We start from the raw sequence: 18,689 nt of genomic DNA, 5'->3' as shown, positions 1-18,689 counted from the left end.
CCATCACCCCCGGCCCGGCTCCTTCGTTCCGGGTCTGACCCCGAGGACGTCGAGCAGCGCCCGGGTGGCCGGGCTGGGGTTGAAGCTGCTCCATGCCAGGTACTCCACGCGCCGCGGCCCGTCGGCCACCGGGACCAGCGCCAGCTGCGGGTCTGCGGCGGCCAGCGGCTGGACGAACGCCGCCGGCAGCAGCGCGACGCCCAGCCCCCGCGCGACGAGCTGGGTGATCAGCTCCGCCACCCCCGCCTCGTACGCGACATCGCGGGCCAGGCCCGCGGCGGCGAACGCCTGATCGGACTGGGCCCGGCCGGGTGACCCGTCCCTGAAGTCCACGAACGTCTCCTCGGCGACGTCGTACAGCGTGACCCGGGAGGCCCCGGCGAGCCGGTGGCCGGCCGCGACCACCAGCACATGTGCGTCCCGGTCGAGGACGAGTGCCTCCACACCGGTCGGCCGTTCGTTCTCCGGCAGGCCGAGAAAGGCGATGTCGAGTTCGCCGTTCCGGATCGCCGCGGCCAGTTCGTCGCTGCTCCCGGCGCGGAGGCGGACCCGGACGTCCGGGTACCGGGCGCGGTACCGCTGCAGCAGCTCGGGGACGTCGATGGCGGCCGTGGTCCTGATCATGCCGACGACGAGCCGGCCGCGCACCACACCGGCCGCCGCCGCGGCGTCGGCGACCGCGCGGTCGGCGGCGGCCAGACACTCGCGCGCACCGACCAGAAACGCCTCTCCGGCGCCGGTCAGCTCCGTACGGCGGCTGGACCGTACGAAGAGCTTGACCCCCAGCTCCCGTTCGAGACCGGCGATCCGGTGGCTGAGCGACGACTGCACCACGCGGCAGCGCTCGGCGGCACGGGTGAAGTTGCGGGTCTCGGCGACGGCGACCACGTATCTGAGCTGCTGCAGGTCCACGGCGACCATCGTTCTGCTTCATAGCTGCTATTGCAACCATGCTTTGGATAGATGCTCCGTACCCCCCGAGACTCCCCTTATGAACACCCTGACCGAGCGGTCGCCGGACCCGCCGCCGCCCTCGAACGCGCAGCGCGCTGCGACCGTCGCGCTGACCGCTCTGGCCCCCGCGTCCTGGGGCACCACCTACGTCGTCACCACAGAACTGCTCCCGCCCGGCCACCCGCTGTTCGCCGGGCTGATGCGCGCCCTGCCCGCCGGACTCCTGGCGCTGGCCCTCACCCGGGTACTCCCCCGCGGCGACTGGTGGTGGAAGGCCATCGTCCTCGGCGTACTCAACATCGGCGGGCTCCCCCTGCTGTTCCTGGCCGCCGAACGGCTCCCCGGCGGCGTCGCCGCCACCCTCGGCGCCGCACAGCCGCTGCTGGTCGCGGGCCTGGCCATCGCCGTACTCCACGACCGGCCGACCGCATGGCGACTGGCCTGGGGCGTGCTCGGTGTGCTCGGTGTCGGCCTCGTCGTCCTCGGCCCCGAGGCCCGGCTGGACGCCGTGGGAGTGCTCGCCGGTCTCGGCCACACCTCCCTGATGGCCGGCGGGGTCGTCCTCACCAAGCGCTGGGGCCGTCCGGCGGGGGTCGGCCCGATGACGCTGGCAGGCTGGCAACTGACGGTCGGCGGGCTGCTGTTGCTCCCCCTGGCCCTGACTGTCGAAGGGGTACCCCAGCGGATAGACGCCGCGGCGGTCGGCGGCTATCTGTGGCTGGGCAGCATGGGCGGACTGATCGCGTACGCGCTGTGGTTCCGTGGCGTCGGAAAACTGCCGGTCGGCGCCTCGGCACCGCTGGTGCTGTTGTCGCCGCTGGTCGCGACGGTCATCGGGCTCGCGCTGGGCGAGTCGCTGAGCCCGCTGCAGACCCTGGGGTTCGTCCTCGCGCTCGCCGCGATGCTCGCCGCGCAGCTCTCGGCGCCCCGCTTGCCGGGCCGGCTGTCCGGCGGGCGGGCCGGGCCCGGGGCCGGGCCCGTATCCACGCCCACGCCATCACAGGCCGCACCCGCGCCCGCACCCGCACCCGCACCCGCACCCGCACCCGCACCCGCACCCGCACCCGCACCCGCACCCGCAACAGAGGCAGAAGGACGGATTCGATGAAGGTAAACATGACGATCGCTGTGTTCGGCGCCACCGGGATGGTCGGCAGCCGGGTCACCAAGGAGTCCCGCGCACGCGGCCACCGGGTGCTCGCCCTCTCGCGGAAGCCCGCGAACGAGGACCCGGACGTGACCCCGGTCGCGGTCGACGTGAACGACCCTCGCTCGGTACGCCAGGCGCTCGCGGCCCCGGGCTCGTACGGCGCCGCGGACGCCGTCGTACTGGCCGTGCGGACGCTGCCGGTCGACCAGGACTTCCTGGTCGGCGCCACCCGCACGGTGCTGGACGCCGCGGCGCGGCTCGGGGCCCGCGTCCTGGTGGTCGGTGGCGCGGGCGCGCTGCGCAGCCCGGAAGAGCCCGGACTGCTGGTGGCCGACAACCCCGCGTACGTGCCCGCCGAGCTGAAGAGCATCGCCGCCGCGGGTGTCGCGCAGCTGCGGGCCTGCCAGGACCGTACCGACGGCGACTGGGCCTATCTGAGCCCACCGGCCCTGCTGGAGCCCGGCGCCCGCACCGGCCGCTATCGGCGCGGCACCGACACCATGCTCACCAGCACCGACGGGCGCTCCTGGATCAGCGCCGAGGACCTGGCCGTCGCCGCCGTCGACGAGCTGGAAGCCCCCGGCTCCGACCGCCACTTCACGGTCGTCCACCAGGGGGGTGAGCAGTGGGCGCCTCCCGCTGACCCGCGCCGAAGGGGCGAACCCGAGCCGGTTCGCCCCTTCGGCCGCCTGGCCCTCTCCGTCCGGGTGCCGGATACCGGGTTGCGGGGCATCGTGGAGGCGTGACGGAATTGTTCCCGCCGATGCCACTGGACTGGTGGCGGCCCACCAAGGAGACGCTGCACCGGTTCGCGCAGATCGTCGGCAAGATCCGCCTGGCGGCGAGCCCTCGGCGCAACCACTGGTGGAACGTCCCCTTCCATGTGACCGGGCGTGGCATCACGACGCGTCCGATGGGTCAGGTCGACGGGAATCCGATCTTCACCATCGACTTCGACTTCGTCGACCACCACCTCGTGATCACGACTCTGGACGGGGAGCAGCGGTCCATCCCGCTACAGGGGCAGTCCGTCGCTTCCTTCCACGACGCGACCATGGCAGCCCTGGACGAGCTGGGAATCCGGGTGGAACTCGCCGTTCCGCACCCGTTCGACCTGCCCGACGCCGACCGGCCGTTCGCCGCGGACACCGAACACGCGTCCTACGACCCGGAGGCCGCGGGCCGCTACTGGCGCGTGCTGAGCCAGGTGGCTTCCGTACTGGAGGAGTTCGCGGCCGACTACTGGGGGAAGGCCAGCCCGGTGCACCACTTCTGGCACACCTTCGACATCGCGCACAGCAGGTTCTCCGGGCGCCCGATCGACCAGCCGCCGCAGATCGACCCCATCACCCGTGAGGCGTACTCCCGGGAAGTGATCAGCTTCGGCTTCTGGTTCGGCGACGACACCTTCGCCGAGCCCGCGTTCTACTCGTACACCGCTCCCGAGCCGCCCGGCCTGGACCAGGAGCAGCTCAGCCCCGCGCCCGCACGGTGGGTGGCGCACGGGGGCAGCCACCTGGCGCTGCTGCGCTACGACGACGCCCGCGCCGAGAGCGACCCCCGCGCCGCCGTCCTGGCCTTCTACGACAGCGCCTACCGCGCCGGCGCTGAACGCGCCGGATGGGACATCGCGGCGCTGGCGTGCCCCGGAGGCGTCACGGACCCGGTCCTGCGGAGCTGACCCTCCGCGCCGTCGGCTCGGCCGTCCGGTCTCGCCTGGCGGGCCCTCGTCCGCAAGCAGACAATTGCCGGCAAGGCGGCAGCTCGTCCAGGAGGTGGTCATGCGCCAGACGAAACCGGCCGGGGAGTCGGCCGACTACGTCAGTGCCCGGGAGGAGCTGCGTCAGGCCGAGATCGAGCTGATGCGCCGTCGCGAACAGGTCGCCGACCTGCGCCGTCGGCTGCCGCCGGGCCCCGTCGTCGACGACTACGAGTTCGAGGAGGGCCCCGCGGATCTGGACGCCGGTGACGCGCCGGCCCGGACCGTCCGGCTGAGTGAGCTGTTCACCGGGCCCGACCGCGACCTGGTCGTCTACCACCTGATGTACGGAAAGGGGCAGACCGAGCCCTGCCCGATGTGCACGATGTGGATCGACGGGTTCAACGGCGTCGCGCGCCACATCGCGCAGAACGTCGACCTCGTGGTCGTCGCCGCGGCAGACCTGCCCGCCCTGCGCGCGCACGCCCGGGACCGCGGGTGGCACCACCTGCGCCTGCTCAGCGCCGCGGGCAACACCTTCAAATACGATCTGGGCAGCGAGGACGCCGACGGCGCACAGGACTCGACGGTGTCGGTGTTCACCCGCGACAGCGGCGGATCGGTACGCCACTTCTACTCGGTGCACCCGAGAATGTCCGACGACATCGACCAGCGCGGCATCGATCTGCTCACCTCCGTCTGGCACATCCTGGACCTCACCCGCCAGGGCCGCGACGACTGGTTCGCCGCCCTCGACTACTAGGCGCTGTTACCAGGCACTGTCCGGAGGACCTTGCTGGACAGGGGGCCGGCGTCCGCGACGCCCCGGTCGCCCCGGGCTCGGGGCGGCCGGTCCGCACCGCCCGCCGGTGCCGCCTGTTCCCGAGGCGGCCCGCCTCGCGGTGCCCGGGAGGGACGCGGTACACGCGGCCAGCGGCGCGGAAGAGAGCTCCTCAGACGGTGAACTCTCTGATGACCGTATTGGTGAAGACCGCCTTGCCGCCGAGCGTGAACAGCGCCAGCCCGGTGTCGGCGAGATCGGGGAACGTCGCGTGGGAGTGCGTGTACCGGCCGTCGTCGACGAACATCTCCACCGAGGTGCGGTCGACGAGGATGCGCAGCCTCACCCTCCGGGTGGCGGCGTCAAAGGGGGCGTGACTCTCCTGCCAGGTGCCGGAGGTGTCGGGGTTCTCGGCCTGGGCACGGTTGACGAAGCTGTAGTCGCCGTAGATACCCGCGTCCACGTGCCGGCTGCCGTCGCCGGAGCGGCGCAACTGCACTCCCGCGCCCGAGAGCTGGTCCCAGGTGATCTCCGTGCTGAACTCGTAGGCTGTGCCTTCGTAGTCCAGGAGCCGGTTGCCTTCCACCTCCAAGTCGCCCAGGTGCACGGTGCGGGAGACGTAGGCGTCCAGCGCTGCGACCGGCTCGGACGCAAGGTGGTAGGTGCCGGCGGGGGTGCGCTTCAGTGTGACCACGCGGACGATCGAGTCGGTGCCGTTGAAGCCGTCGTGGTCGATCGTCGGGGTGGTGTTGGCGTAGTCCCAGTGGTTGAGCCAGCCGATGGCGTAGCGCGCGGACGGGTCGACCCTGCCGTCCTCGTCCCGTTTCTCGAAGGTGACGGCCGCGTACCAGTCCCAGCCGTGGTCCAGCCACTCAGGATCCTCGGCGTCGGCGGTGAACGAGGTCCCGTCGAAGGAGCCGGTCCAGTACGCGTACGTGGGGGGCAGCCCGGAGCTCTTGCCGTTGACGCTCACGCCCAGGACCCATTTCCAGGTCCCGTCCTGCGCCCTGATGCGGAACAGGTCCGGGCACTCGAAGACGCCGATCCCGCCCCTGATGAAGCCGCTGACGTAGGTCCACCGCTTCAGGTCCGGCGAGTGGTAGAAGCCGACCTTGTCGTTCTCGGCGAGCGCCATGACCCACCGGCCGCGTTCCTGGTCGCGGAGCACCTTCGGGTCGCGGAAGTCGCGTACGCCGGGGTTGGGCAGCACGGGATCGGTGCCGTGGTTGGTGAAGGTACGGCCGTTGTCCGTCGAGTAGTACAGGTACTGCGCCTGGGCGTTGGCGCCGTCGTCGGGCGACATCGTCGCCAGGGCGATCACGGCACCGGCGCCGAATCCCGCCGTGTCGTCCGTGTCGACCACCGCCGAGCCGGACCAGACATCTCCGTTGGGGGTGGTGTCCTTCGGTACGGCGATCCCACGGTCGGTGAAGGACACCAGGTCGGTGCTGGTGGCCAGGCGCCAGGCGGTGCCCGCGGCAGTGCCGCCCGTCAGATAGTCCGCGTTGTACAGGTAGTAGTAGTGGTACTCGCCATCGATCCAGAGCGGGCGCTGCGGGTCGTTCTTCCACTGGTCGGGGACGGTGAAGTGGTACTCGGCGCGGTAGCTGCCGGCCCGCTCGGCCGCGGCCTTGGCGGCTCCGGGCCGTGCTGCGGCCGGTCGCGCGAGAGCCGACTGCCACGCGCCGGCCAGGCCCACAGCCGTAGCGCCCAGCAGTGCCCTCCTGGAGACCCCGGGACCGGACCTCGTGGAACCCCCGCTTGCCGGGCTGCGGGGCCTGCCCGATGTGGCACACATGATGTGCTCCCTTCCCTGACGGGACGTCAGAACTGTGGCCGGTACGGCTCATGTGGCTCGGAACTGTGGGGCCTAACTCGTTAAAGGTCAAGCTTTCCCGCATCTTGACAGCCCTGTGACGGGGTTTACATCATCGGGAAACCCTTTCGGCTAATACGAGTTAGGTACGCCGATGACCGATCCCCTCCTCTCCCGCCGCGGCCTCGTGCGCTACGGCGCGTACAGCGCCGGGGCCGCGGCCCTCGGCGGTGTCGCCGCCTGCTGGGACCGCCTCACCGCGGCCGACATCCCCGGGCGTGACGACGGCTCGCTCGTCATCGCCACCCTCGGCTCCGCCTTCGACTCCAAGGCCCGGCGCGCACTGCGGGACGGCTTCCAGAAGGCCCACCCCGGCATCAAGCTCCGCATCAACGCCGTGCAGGCGTACGACTGGTCGGACTTCTTCTCCAAGATCCTCACGCAGATCGCGGCGGGCACGGCCCCCGACGTCGTCTACGTCGCCACCGAGGGCGTGCAGCTCTTCGCGCAACGGCTCGGTGTCCCCTTCGACAAGTGGGTGCGGCGGGACGCGGCCGAACTGCGCGAGTACTTCAACGACGTCCATCCCTCGCTGGTCGAGTCGATGATGTACGAGGGGAGCCTCTACCAGCTGCCGGTCGAGTTCAACGCGGCCGACATGTACCTCAACAAGAACCGCCTCGGTCGGGCAGGGGCCGACTTCCCCGCCGCCGACTGGACGCGCGACGAATTCACGGACCTGCTCCGCGCCATGAAGCGCACCAGCGGCGACGGGTTCATCCCGTACTTCTGGGCCAACCGGCTGTGGGGAGGTGTCGTCCCCTGGCTGTTCGCCAACGGTACGAACATCCTCACCGAGTCCAAGGCGCCCGGCGGGGACTGGCTGTGGCGGACGTTCTATCCCGAGGCGCGGCACAGCCGCGGTGGTGGCTACCGGTGGACCACACCGGCTGCCGACTCCGACCGCGTCGCGGAGGTCTACGACTACCTCGCCTCCCTGGTCAAGGACGGTCTGTGCACCCGTCCCGAGGGTGGTGACGGCCGGAACCTCGTCGGTGTCTTCTCCTCCGGCCGGGTCGGGGCCACACCCGCCGGCGGCTTCTGGGCCGGCGGGCTCCACCTGGCGGGCATGAAACCGGCCGACTACGACGTGCAGTACTTTCCGCGCTGGCGCACCCGGCGCCATCAGTTCGGCGCCGCCGGCTACGCGGTGCTGCGTACCTCGAAGAAGCAGGACGAGGCGTGGGAGTTCATCAAGTACACCATCCGCAAGGACACCCTCGCCGAGCTGTTCGCGGCCAACCAGACCACCCCGGCCCGCCGCTCCATGGTCGACGCGGCCCGCTACCGGAAGACGGGCCCGGCACACTGGCAGATCTTCTACGACACCCTCGACAAGATCCCCGAGACGGGCCCGATTCCGGCCCCGCCGCAGGTCAACGAGGTCGAACAACTGCTGATCAAGCACACCGGAACCGCCCTGGCGAGCGCTGGTGCGGTGCGCCCCGCGCTGCGCAGGCTCCAGGGCGACCTGGAGAAGGCCATGGAGCGTGAGCTATGACGACCACCGGGACCAGACCCGCACGACCGGCAGCGCGGACTGCTCCGAAGGCATCCGGGCACACCGCCACAGCGCGCACCCGGGGCACCCGCCTCCTGGCCGCGCTCTTCCTCGCACCCACCGTCGTCGGCATCGTCGTCTTCACGGTCGTGCCGATCCTCGGCTCGGTCGTCCTCAGCCTCTTTCAGTGGAATGTGATCGACTCCCCGCGCTGGGCCGGAGCGGCCAACTACCGCGAGATCCTCAGTGACTCGACGGTTCTGGTGTCCTTCCGCAACACGCTCGTGTTCATGGTGCTCGCGGTCGCCCTGCAACTGCTGATCGCCCTCACGCTGGCGATCACCGTCAACGGGCGGATGCCGACGTGGCTGCGCTCGGTGTTCCGGTCGGCGTTCTTCTTCCCGCTGGTGCTGTCGGCTGCGTCCATCTCGGTGGTGATGAAGTACCTTTTCAACGAGGGTTTCGGCCCCGTCAACTGGCTACTGGGCACGGTCGGTGTCGCCCCGGTTTCCTGGCTGACCTCCCAGAGCGGGGCGATGGCTGCCGTGATCCTGACCTATGTGTGGCAGCAGTTCGGCTTCTCGTTCCTGCTCTTCGTCGGCGGCCTCAACAACATCCCGCGTGAGGTGCACGAGGCGGCGTCGCTGGATGGTGCCACCGGCCTGCGCAAGCACCTGTCCATCACCCTGCCCCTCCTCTCTCCGACGCTCCTGGTCGCCTCGGTCGTCGGCATCATCAACGCTCTCCAGGTCTTCGAGCAGCCGTATGTCCTTACCGCCGGCGGGCCGGGCGACTCCACCCGCACGGTCGTGATGGTCATCTACGAAACGGCCTTCGAACAGCTCCGCTTCGGCGCGGCGTCCGCGACCGGCGTGCTCCTCTTCGTCCTGATCATGGCGGTCACCGCCCTACAGTTCCGGCTCAGCCGGCGCTACGTCCACTACCAGTGAGCCGGGTGAGTCAGATGAGCAGCACTGTCCTCGAACCTGTCGTCTCCCGGGTCCGCCACGGTCTGGCGCCCTGGGCGCGGATCTGCGGCATCGCAGTGTGCGCGCTGCTGACGCTCGGCCCGGTCATCTGGACCGTCTCGACGTCCCTGCGCACCCCGGCGGACTCCGCCGACCTGCCGCCGGAGATCGTCCCCACCGAGCCTTCCGCCGACGCGTACCGCGCGGTCTTCGACAAGATCGACATCTGGCTGTACGCGCTGAACTCCACGCTGGTCACCGCTCTGATCGCCATCGGCCAGATGATCACTGCGGGCCTCGCGGGATACGCGTTCGCGCGCCTCGACTTCCGCTTCAAAAAACCGCTGTTCGCGCTGGTCCTTGCCACGATGATGGTTCCCTTGCAGGTGACGATCGTCCCTGTCTTCCTGGAACTGAAGGTCCTGGGCCTGACCGACACCCTGCTGGCGCTGATCATCCCGGCCTTCCCTACGGCCTTCGGCACGTTCCTGATGCGCCAGTACTTCCTGGGCATGCCCAAGGACCTCGGCGAAGCGGCGATGATCGACGGTGCCGGCCCATGGCGGGTCTTCCGCTCGGTCTACGCGCCGCTGGCGGCACCCGGCCTCGCGATCGTGGGGGTCCTGGCCTTCAACTACCACTGGAACGAGTTCTTCCGGCCGCTGATCCTGGAGACCTCGACCGAGAACCTCACGCTGCCGCTGGGCCTCGTCTCGCTCCAGGGCAATCTCGGCACCGGCTCGATCTCCGTGGTACTGGCCGGAGTCGTCCTGTCCATGATCCCCGCCGTCGCCGTGTTCGTCGTCGGTCAGCGCCCTCTGCGCGAGGGCATCACATCCGCAGGAGTCAACCGTTGAACCGCGTACACCCGTTGACCGCTCCCGGCGGCCCGGCCGACGACCCGCACGCCCCGCGCTTCCGCGTCCGCCCGCCGGCCAACTGGATGAACGATCCCAATGGTCCGTTCCACCGAAGGGGCCGCTACCACCTCTTCTACCAGTACAACCCCGCAGCCCCCGTCCACGCCAACATCCACTGGGGCCACGCCTCCAGCGCCGACCTCGTCCGCTGGGACCACCACCCCGTCGCCCTGACCCCGACCCCCGGAGGCCCGGACGAGGCCGGGTGCTGGTCCGGATGCGTGGTGGACGACGGCGGAGTTCCGACGGCCGTGTACTCCGGGATCGACCGGGAGCACACCGGGCTGAGCAGCATCTGCCTGGCCGTCGCCGAGGACGACGACCTCATCGAGTGGAAACCGGTTCCGGCCCCGGTACTGACCGGGCCCCCGCCCGGTTCGGGCGTGACGATGTTCCGCGACCCGTTCGTCTTCCGCTTCGGCGGCCGGCGCTGGGCACTCGTCGGGGCCGGACACGCGGATGGAACCCCGTCGGTACTGGTCTACGACTGCGAGGACCTGTACGCCTGGCGGTTCGCCGGCGTGCTGCTGGACGGACGGCACCCCGTGGCAGCCCGGACGGCGGCCGGAAGGTCCGCTCCCCCGGGCTCGGCAACGACCGGATGGGAGTGCCCGCAGCTGTGGCAGACCCCGGGCGGTGACTGGGTCCTGGCAGTGGCGCTGTGGGACGGAGACCCATGCTCCACGGCGTATCTGACGGGGCTCCTGGCACTGGACCGGAGCGGCACCCTGAGCTTCTCACCCCGTACGGGCGGACCGCTGGACCACGGCCGTGACTTCTACGCGCCCTCTGCCTTCCAGCACACCGAGGCGGACAGGGCGTTGCTGTGGGGCTGGTCGTGGGAAGCGCGTCCGCAGGAGGACGTGGACCGGGCGGGCTGGGCGGGGGTACTGACCGCACCCCGTGTAGTGGACGTACACCCGGACGGCACGCTCCGGGTCACCCCGGCACCGGAGCTCGACCTGCTGCGCGCGGCCGGACCCTTCGGCACCGGTCCGCTGCCGGACGCCTACGACCTGGAGATCGCAGCGCGCTCACCCGGCACCGTGGGGCTGCTGCGGTCCGCGGCAGGAGCGGAGCTGACCCTGCGGCTGGACCCGGCGGCCGGCACTGTGGTGCTGGACCGCTCGGAGTGGCCGCGCGCACGGCCGGGCGGCAGCGGCCCGCTGGTGCTCCGTACGCGCCCAGGCGCGGAACTGGCCGTACGCGTCCTCGTCGACGGATCGCTCCTCGAACTCTTCGCCGGGGACAGGGCGACAGCGACCGAGCGGGTCTACCGGCGCCCCGACGACGTGGCCGAACTCGTCGTCTGCCAGGGCGACATCCAGGTCAGGGGCTGGGAACTGGTGCGACCGAGCCCCGTGTGACCACCGGGCACTCCAGCTTCCGCGTGACGGCCGGCGGAGCGGTGCCACTCTCTATGGCCTCCAGCAGCAGCCGGACCGCCGTCTCACCCATCGCGCGGTGTGGAAGGGCGATGGTGGTCAGGGGCGGGCTGAGGTGAGCCGCCATGTGCTCCTGGTCGTCGTAGCCCACGACCGAGAGATCGGCGGGAACGTCGAGCCCGAGCCGAGCGGCGGCGTGCAGCACACCGGCGGCCACCCGGTCGTTGTAACAGACGATCCCGGTGGGCCGCCGGTCCGCGGGCACGCCCTGCAACACCCGCATCGCCCCCTCGTACCCGGAGGAGATCTCCCCTCCCGAGCGGACGATCCACTCGCGGTGTGCCGTGGAACCCACCGCGCGCAGCGCGTCCCGGAACCCGCGCAGCCGCTCGGCGGAGGCGATGTCGTCCAGGCCGCCGACCAGCGCGACCCTCCGGTGCCCGGCCTCCAGCAGCAGCCGCGCTGCCGAACGGCCGCCCGCCCGCTCGGCGGGGATCACAGCCGGGAGTGATCCGTCCTCGGGATGGCAGTTGGCGAGTACGGCGAACGTACGGTGCAGGCCGACCGGAACGCGGGCCCTGCGCAGTGACAGCGCCGCGTAGATGATCCCGTCGACCCGGCGGTCGAGCAGCTCGGCGATGGCCGCGTCCTCAGTGTCCGGGTCCGTCCCGGAATCGACCGTGAGCACCAGATGCTCGCGGCTCCACGCGGTGTCCATGGCGCCGCGCAGCAGCCGGCCGGCGAACGGTGAGGTGGCGATCTCGTCCGTGACCAGCCCGATCACGGCCGTACGGCGCCGCCGCAGGCCACGGGCGACAGCGTTGGGCCGGTAGCCGAGCTGAGCGGCGGCCCTGCGGATCTTCTCCTGCGTCTCGGCGGAGAGGTTGCCCTGTGCGCGCCCGTTGAACACGAACGACACGGCCGTGTGCGACACCCCGGCGAGCCGGGCGACATCGCGCGAGGTCGGCCGCACCACTTCACCGTCCTGCGACTTCTCGCCCCTGCTCACGCCACGTCACCACCGCGTCCGACCTGATCGGCCCAGCTTACCCGCCGGGGCCTGCGGTGACGGATCGCTGCTGGAAGCCCGGCGGCACAGCGAGCCGCCACGGCGACACGGCCCGCGCCGGCCGCAACGCGACGGGCGCGGTGCGATGCTCGGGCCGGTGGTTCAGCGGGGTGCGTATGTGGCCCGGTCGAGCAGGCGACGCCACACCCCGTAGGAGGTCGCCTCCTCGGTGGGGCGCAGTCCCATGCGGTTGCAGTGCATGTGGAGCAGGGCCAGGACGATGTCTCCGCGGTCTGCTTGGAGTTCGCCGCTCCGCTCCAGCTCGTCCATCCGGCGGGTGAGCCGTTCCGCGGCCGGCTGCCACACGGCGGCGGCGCGGTCGAGCAGTTCGCGGGTCGGGCCGGCTTCCGAGCGGGCGGACCACAGGCCGCGTCCGGCCGTCCGGTACAGGTCGCCTCCGGTGTTGCTCGACGCCGCCACGCGGGCGAGGGCGTGGCGCGCCTCGGGCTCGGGGGCCAGGGAGGCGCACAGCCGGTCCAGGGTGAGGGCGACCAGCGCGGCACGTTCCTGGGAGGCGTCCAGGCCGAGGTCATGCAGACCCGGCAGTCCGGTTCCGGAGGCGCGCAGCTGCCGGAGGAGCTGGACCACGGCCGCACTGTCCTGGCGGAACCATTCCTCGGCTTCGGCGATCAGTTCGGGGCCGCCGTACCGCTCGACCTCGCGCGGATAGCTGACGAAGGTGTGGTCCGCGATGTGGCCGCCCCGGGCGAGGTCCAACGCCCAGGCGGTCACCTCACGCAGGACGTCCCCTCGCACGGCCTGGTCGGGCACGAAGAACCGCACCCGCAGATGGGGAGCCGGGTCGCCGTAGCGCAGGAAGAACGGGGCGGCCACGCCGTACTGTCCGGACAGCCGCCCGGTGAGGCCGGCCAGGCCCACGCCCAGCAGCGTGTCGTGTGCGTCCGGTTCGGCGTAGAGCTTCACGGTCGCCCAGTCGCTGCCGATCCGCTTGATCCGTTCGGACTCCCCGACAGTGTCGCGCACCGGGCGGGGCCGCACGTGCCGGGCCACACGCCCCGGGTCCTTGCTCGTCCGTACGAGGGGCACCACGATCTCGGAGGCGTACGGTTCCCCGGCGGCATCCCGTAGGAAGCCCTCGTCGGGTGCGGGCAGGACCTCCTCCAGAGCGATGCCGTCCTCCGGGGCCTGTTGCAGGCTGTCGTGCAGCTCGCGCAGCGAAGCGGCGCTGGTGAGGTCCAGCAGCAGGGTGTTGTCATTGTTGACGACGTTGACCAGGCGGGGCACCATCCACGTCTCGGCCCAGGCGGCGACGGCGTCGGCGAACGCGCCCGGACCGGCAACAGCGCCGTCGCCATGGCCGTTGCCGTCGCGGTTGCCGTCACCGTCAGAGGGGCTACCGGGCGGCGTGAGGTCGTCCGGCCGCAGCCGCCACCGCGCCCGGCGCAGCACCAGGTTGCCCCGCTCGATACGGGGCAGGAAAGGCATGGTCCAGTTCAGCCCTTCCCAGCTGAACCACGAGACCGTGCTGGAGAGGGCGAGGGAGACCTCCAGCAGGAACCGGCAAGGGTCCGGTGCTCCGGTCCAGTTGAGCATCGTGCGATCGGTGACGTGCAGCCGCCGGCCCAGCGAGCGGCTGCGCAGATAGAGCTTTCCGTCGGCCACGCCGACGAGGACATCGTCCAGCCGGATCACGTGCTCCTCGTCCTGGCCGGGCGTGACATTGACCGGCAGTTCCCACGTGTGCGCGGTGGGGCGGATCGTGACGTTGATGGACCGGGCGTCCTGAGGAAGGGAGGACAGCTCGGCGAAGACCGCGTCGCCCTGGCGCTGCTCCTCGGCGGCGGCCAGTTCCCGCAGCGACGCGCGGGTCCTCTCGTCCAGGAGGTCGTGGAAGCGTGCGAAGGTCCGGCCGCCCGGCACCACCCCGGCGGTACCGCAGATCGCGCGCCAGTGCTCACGGCCGGGGCCCGGTGCCTGGAGGGCGAGGTACAGATCGAGGACGGGCATCGGCGGCCGGTGGTCGTCCTGCGCTGCCGAGACCTCGGCGAGCTCGTCGAGCAGCCGGTCGTCGAGCTGGACGGTCAGCTGCCGGCGGGCCAGCGCCCCGGTGACCATCCGGTTCAGTACGGCCTTCCGTGACTTCTCGCCCGGCTGGTCCGACCGGTCCTCGGGCTCCTGCACGCCGCCCGGCAGCGGGTACGTCCGTCCCGGGGAGCGGTACCTGCGCGGCGGGCCGAGCCCGGTCTCCGGTGTGAGTGCCTCCAGCAGGGGGATCTCGGAGCGGTGGCCGTACCGTTCGGAGAACGCGTCGGCGTACTCCTTGAGATGCGGCGGGTACCGGTCTTCCGCGCCCACCCGCAGCAGCACGTGGGCGGCCTCTTCGGCAAGGTCGGCGACGGGCCGGGGAAGGACCACGGGCGCGTCGGGGTTCAGCGCCGAATCGATCTGCAGGGTCGGGCCCGAGTGACCTCCGACGGCATCGGGCAACGGCGTGCTCGCCGCCTCGAGCAGTTCCGGTAGCGGGAGCCCGCCTTGGTTGAAGGCGCTGATCGCGGCTTCCACGCCGTCGATCGTCCGCGCGACGGCGGGGTCGGTGACGGGCGGCAGCACCGAACGCAGCAGTGAGTCGTCGCCGGTGGTCGGACCGGTCGGCGGGACCAGCAGCCGGGGACGCTCGGCGGTGATGAGGATGTCGCTCTCGAAGAGGCCGTCGAGCAGGGCGGCGATCCGCTCGGCACCGGCGTCCGGATAGGTCTCGGTGAGCGCAGCGGTGAGGTCGCCGAGTGTCGTCGGCGTACGGGTGAGGTCGAGCACGGACCGTATCGGCGCGGTGAGCCGTACGCTGACCGAGCGTCGGCCTTTGGGCCTGGTCGGTCTGGCGTGCCCCTCGTCGTCGTGCGCGGCAGGGTGGGCGATCTCGGCGCCGTCGACGAGTCCATACCCCTCGGCGGTGGACAGCCATACCCGGCCGCGGGCCACATGGAGCAGGTCGTTGCGCCGCACCCGCAGCTCGCGTGTGCGCTCCGCGCCGAAGGCGAGACGCTTCACCAGGTGCATGACCCATCCGGAATCCGCCCGGGCGCGCGCTGTGCCGATGGCGCCGTGTCCGAGCCGGGTCCGTTGCTCGGCGCCGAACACGCCGGTGGTCACGCCCGCGAAGAGGCCGAACGGCGTCGATCGGAAGCTCATCCGGTTCAGATAGCGGCTGAGGCCGCGGACGGCCTTGCGCCGGCTCTTTCCGGTGAGGCTGTCGAACCGCTCGACGGCGTCCGCCAGATGAGGCGAGGCGGCCCGTACGGCCTCCGGCACGCCCGGGGTGCACCACAGTTTGCGGAGCTGGTCCGTGTAGCTGTCCTGCCAGGCGTCCGTGCGCGGCGCTTCGCCGTCCGCCGCCACGGGGAGCGAAGCGAGCAGTTCGAGCATCGGGCGTGCGGGCAGGGCGGGCGCCCTCAGCATGAAGAACCCGCAGGCCCGGTAGGTGTCGTCGGTTCTTCCGCTCACTTCTCCCCCGCTCCTCGCGTCCCGCCCGACCCCGCTCCTCGCGTCCCGCCCGATGCCGTCTCGCTGCCTCCCGGTCCACTCCCGCGCGGGGGCCTGGGAGTCAGGAACAGCAGCTCGTCCCACTCGGCCGCCGCGTCGGAGACGGTGCCGAGCAGGGCAAGCAGGACTCCGGCCGCACCGGTCAGCAGACCGGCGTTGTGCTCCGGGTCGCCCCACGGGGTGTAGTTCGGGAAGAGGTAGGGGTGGTCCGGGTCCGCGTGCGCGCACAGTCGCGACCGGAAGTCGTCGCGCAGCCGCCACAGGTCCGGTAGGCCGGTCTGGGCGGCGGCGCGGTCGTAGATGGTCACCAATCCCGCCAGTCCGTGGCACAGCGTGGGCGAGTTGAGCCGCTGGTCCTCGGTCGGGGTGCGTTCGATGCCCAGGAGCGTGGCCACCGCGAGTTCGGTCGGCTCAGGGTCGCCGCAGGCTGCGGAGGCCGGCAGCAGGGACGCGGCGATGCCGGGCGGGCCGTAGCACCACGCGCTCCTGGCCGGAGTCTGGGGAGCGGTGGTGTCGGGACGCCCGGTGTCCGGATGGGGCAGCAGAGTGTTGGCCCACGCCGGGTGGTCGAGGCCGTCGATGCGCAGCACTTCGAGCGTCCGGGCGAGGGCGCTGATCGCCTTCCGGACCTGGCGTGACCGTGCTTCTGCCTCCCCGGTGCCGGCCGCGTGGGCGGTGTCGGGGCGGCAGAGGGCCGCGAGGACACCCGGTGGCCCGTGGGCGAATCCCAGGTTGTAGACGCCGTCGGGAAACTGCTTCAGATATCCCGGAAGGGGCGTGGGCTCTCCGTCGGGGCCCGGAATGCTGGGGAAGTGGGAGGGTGCGCAGAACCATCTGAGCCTGCCGCCGTCGTCCTGGGTCAGCTCCACCAGGTAGGCGACCAAGCGGTCCGCGGCTTCCCCGGCCGCGTCCGTCGCGGCTCCGCCGAGGACATCCGCGGCCTTGCGAAGCGCGGCGAGCCAGCCGGCCGCGCCCCCGATGGCGTCGTAGTCGTGCGAGGCGACGCTTCCAGCGGCGGTGGGTAGCTTGATGGCCAGCGTCTGCCGGGCGAGCTGGTCGGTGAGCGTGGCGAGCGTCGGGAGGTAGCGCGGCTCCAGTCGGGCGTACTCGGTCACCGCCCAGACGACTCCCGCGGTACCGAGGTAGAGCCCGGGCGTGTGCACGGGCGTGGCGGCACTCGCCTCGGCCGTACGCCGCAGTTGGAGCTGCCCGGCTTTGAAGTAGCGGTCCTCACCGAAGACTTGGGCGGCGTAGCGGAGGGCGAGCGCGATGCCGGGGGCGCCGTCGGCGAGGTCCGCGTTCCCCTCGGCTCCAAAGGTGGATTCCGCTCCACCGGTCGATCCGGCTCCACCAGCCGATGCCGTGAGCCGGTCAGCCACCTCGCGGGCCAGACGCAGAACCTCGTCGTCGGTCACTGTCCCCGCTGAACGCGGCTCCATGGCGCCCTTCCTCTTCTCGGCTGCCCGGGCAAGCGACCACGCGGAAGGGGCAGGGAGTCCGTGTGCTCGGACCGCAAATCCCTCCGCGTGGTGCGCCATGGGTGTGCAGTCACCTCATACGAGGCGTGTCAGCAGCACCCGCTGAGCGTGTCGGTGCAGGCCGAGGTGCGCGATGTCCCGCAACCGAAATCCGTGGACGCTGCGGAACTGGACGACACCTCCGAGTGGCTGACACGCAGGTCGAGAGAGAATTCGTCCTCGAGCAGTTCTTCGTTCATTTTGTTCCCTCCGCGTAGAGGTCCGCGTCCGCACGAGCTTCGCTGTGGCATCGACGCGTGTGAACGCCGGTTTTCCGGACTCGTGGAACGTAGTAGAGCAGCAGGAGGAGCGTCAACACACTTGCCACAGCGGCCACTTGGGAAACTTCCGACGCCCCCGGGAACAGCGGAAATCCGTTCTGTCTCCAGTCAGGACTATCGTGTATTGCACGGATTGGGGAGCCGATCTCCGGATACGACAGACCAACCCGACTTTCCGAGGTCTTATTGCTGAGCGGCGGTGCCGCTGCGGGGCGAAGGGATATGCGCCGCCGACGGGGCGGATGCCCCCCTCGCCCCCAGGACGCAGCCCGTCTCAAGGAGACGGCGCGCGACGCCGATGTGCACGAACTGATCGAGGGCCTGCCGCACGGCTGCGACTCCATCGTCTTCAAGGGGTAAGAGCGCGGCGTCCAGCCACCCCTCTCCCTCCCTCGACTGCAAGGGCGCAATAGCCGAAGGGGGTTTCCGTGGGCCCGTCATCGGCTTGGCTGTGGGACGTCAGTCGTGGTCGGTCACGGGTGGTGGGGGCGGAGGATGACCAGCGGGCCTGTCGACGCGGTAGACGTAATGGGTGCGGTCGTCGTCCGGGTTGTCCGGGATCAGCTCGGCGGTACCGATCCTGTGCAACCCGGCCTTCTCCAGGGCCCGCCACGAGGCCCGGTTGGTCGCGTGGACCGGGACGACGACGGCGGACGCGTCCGGACGGTCGGTCCATGTGGCCGCCACGATCGCCCGGACGATGCGCGGGCCCAGTCCCTGCCCCACCCGGTTGGGGTCACCGAGCAGGTAGTCGATCGTGATCGCCGTATCGGGGAGTTCGATCTGGCCGGCCACCTCAGCGTGGTAGTCGGGGTAGTCGGCGAACCGGCACCGCTGGACCAGGGCAACCGGCATGCCGTCCTCCATGACCAGCAGGTCTTCGGCCGGCTCCGCGCCGCGCGCAGCCGGCCCGAAGTCCCGCTCGATGCCCTCCGCGGACGTGTCGTGTTGCCACCACCGGGCCACGTGCGGCTGCGCGAGCCACGCCCCAAGCAGCCCGAAGTCGCTTTCGGACACCCGCCGCCAGGTGAGCACCGTGCCTCCTCGCAATTGTCCAGGTCCCGCGCCCGGCGTGAGACGCACACCC

General features: G+C 71.1%; 14 protein-coding genes and 1 pseudogene. 9 read left to right on the top strand and 6 right to left on the bottom strand.

Annotation, left to right across the window (positions count from 1 at the left end; all coding sequences use genetic code 11):
- Nucleotides 1-3: 3 nt before the first annotated feature.
- Nucleotides 4-912: a LysR family transcriptional regulator gene (locus JW592_RS16785; protein WP_209265915.1), complete on the bottom strand. Its 909-nt coding sequence runs from the start codon at nucleotides 910-912 to the stop codon at nucleotides 4-6.
- A gap of 79 nt (nucleotides 913-991) precedes the next feature.
- On the opposite strand from JW592_RS16785, the gene JW592_RS16780 reads away from it, so the two are divergent.
- The 4 genes and pseudogenes from JW592_RS16780 (at nucleotide 992) to JW592_RS16765 (ending at nucleotide 4,566) form a co-directional block, all read left to right on the top strand.
- Nucleotides 992-2,062, top strand: a complete 1,071-nt coding sequence (locus tag JW592_RS16780) for an EamA family transporter (RefSeq protein ID WP_209265914.1) — start codon at nucleotides 992-994, stop codon at nucleotides 2,060-2,062.
- 8 nt (nucleotides 2,063-2,070) lie between these two features.
- A pseudogene (locus tag JW592_RS16775) lies at nucleotides 2,071-2,715 on the top strand (NAD(P)-dependent oxidoreductase); the annotation flags it as partial.
- A 152-nt stretch (nucleotides 2,716-2,867) separates the two neighbouring features.
- Nucleotides 2,868-3,785 carry a DUF5996 family protein gene (locus JW592_RS16770; RefSeq protein ID WP_209265983.1) on the top strand — a complete coding sequence of 306 codons (918 nt, stop codon included), beginning with the start codon at nucleotides 2,868-2,870 and terminating at the stop codon, nucleotides 3,783-3,785.
- A 100-nt stretch (nucleotides 3,786-3,885) separates the two neighbouring features.
- Complete coding sequence (locus JW592_RS16765) at nucleotides 3,886-4,566, top strand: DUF899 family protein (RefSeq protein ID WP_209265912.1); 681 nt, start codon at nucleotides 3,886-3,888, stop codon at nucleotides 4,564-4,566.
- A gap of 190 nt (nucleotides 4,567-4,756) precedes the next feature.
- Here JW592_RS16765 and JW592_RS16760 read toward each other — a convergent pair whose 3' ends face one another.
- Nucleotides 4,757-6,382: a glycoside hydrolase family 32 protein gene (locus tag JW592_RS16760; RefSeq protein ID WP_209265911.1), complete on the bottom strand. Its 1,626-nt coding sequence runs from the start codon at nucleotides 6,380-6,382 to the stop codon at nucleotides 4,757-4,759.
- 172 nt (nucleotides 6,383-6,554) lie between these two features.
- Between JW592_RS16760 and JW592_RS16755 the strand changes: the two genes are divergently transcribed.
- The 4 genes from JW592_RS16755 to JW592_RS16740 are packed head-to-tail and all read left to right on the top strand — an operon-like array spanning nucleotide 6,555 to nucleotide 11,216.
- The gene (locus JW592_RS16755; protein WP_209265910.1) at nucleotides 6,555-7,961 is read left to right on the top strand and encodes an extracellular solute-binding protein; all 1,407 of its coding nucleotides are present in this window, start codon (nucleotides 6,555-6,557) and stop codon (nucleotides 7,959-7,961) included.
- The gene (locus JW592_RS16750) at nucleotides 7,958-8,911 is read left to right on the top strand and encodes a carbohydrate ABC transporter permease (protein WP_209265909.1); all 954 of its coding nucleotides are present in this window, start codon (nucleotides 7,958-7,960) and stop codon (nucleotides 8,909-8,911) included. The genes JW592_RS16755 and JW592_RS16750 overlap by 4 nt, the downstream gene beginning before the upstream one ends.
- Nucleotides 8,912-8,925: 14 nt before the next feature.
- Nucleotides 8,926-9,786 (top strand): carbohydrate ABC transporter permease, encoded by an 861-nt coding sequence (locus tag JW592_RS16745; protein WP_209265908.1) that lies wholly within the window; start codon nucleotides 8,926-8,928, stop codon nucleotides 9,784-9,786.
- Nucleotides 9,783-11,216, top strand: a complete 1,434-nt coding sequence (locus JW592_RS16740; protein ID WP_267878022.1) for a glycoside hydrolase family 32 protein — start codon at nucleotides 9,783-9,785, stop codon at nucleotides 11,214-11,216. Before JW592_RS16745 ends, JW592_RS16740 begins: the two co-directional genes overlap by 4 nt.
- Here JW592_RS16740 and JW592_RS16735 read toward each other — a convergent pair.
- From JW592_RS16735 to JW592_RS16725, 3 genes are all read right to left on the bottom strand, one after another.
- Nucleotides 11,179-12,243, bottom strand: a complete 1,065-nt coding sequence (locus tag JW592_RS16735) for a LacI family DNA-binding transcriptional regulator (RefSeq protein ID WP_209265907.1) — start codon at nucleotides 12,241-12,243, stop codon at nucleotides 11,179-11,181. The two genes, JW592_RS16740 and JW592_RS16735, sit on opposite strands and share 38 nt — an antisense overlap.
- Nucleotides 12,244-12,405: 162 nt before the next feature.
- Nucleotides 12,406-15,765 (bottom strand): lantibiotic dehydratase, encoded by a 3,360-nt coding sequence (locus JW592_RS16730; protein WP_209265906.1) that lies wholly within the window; start codon nucleotides 15,763-15,765, stop codon nucleotides 12,406-12,408.
- A complete protein-coding gene (locus tag JW592_RS16725; RefSeq protein WP_209265905.1) occupies nucleotides 15,762-17,243 on the bottom strand; it encodes a lanthionine synthetase C family protein in 1,482 nt (493 codons plus the stop codon). Before JW592_RS16725 ends, JW592_RS16730 begins: the two co-directional genes overlap by 4 nt.
- 581 nt (nucleotides 17,244-17,824) lie before the next feature.
- Between JW592_RS16725 and JW592_RS16720 the strand changes: the two genes are divergently transcribed.
- Nucleotides 17,825-17,962 carry a hypothetical protein gene (locus tag JW592_RS16720; protein WP_209265904.1) on the top strand — a complete coding sequence of 46 codons (138 nt, stop codon included), beginning with the start codon at nucleotides 17,825-17,827 and terminating at the stop codon, nucleotides 17,960-17,962.
- A 99-nt stretch (nucleotides 17,963-18,061) separates the two neighbouring features.
- Here JW592_RS16720 and JW592_RS16715 read toward each other — a convergent pair whose 3' ends face one another.
- Complete coding sequence (locus JW592_RS16715; RefSeq protein WP_209265903.1) at nucleotides 18,062-18,637, bottom strand: GNAT family N-acetyltransferase; 576 nt, start codon at nucleotides 18,635-18,637, stop codon at nucleotides 18,062-18,064.
- Nucleotides 18,638-18,689: the final 52 nt, after the last annotated feature.

The organism is Streptomyces spirodelae, assembly GCF_017676385.1.
GTDB classification, from domain to species: Bacteria; Actinomycetota; Actinomycetes; order Streptomycetales; family Streptomycetaceae; genus Streptomyces; species Streptomyces spirodelae.
The sequence above is the reverse complement of the archived record's forward strand: the minus strand, read 5'-3'. Positions and strand labels throughout refer to the sequence as shown.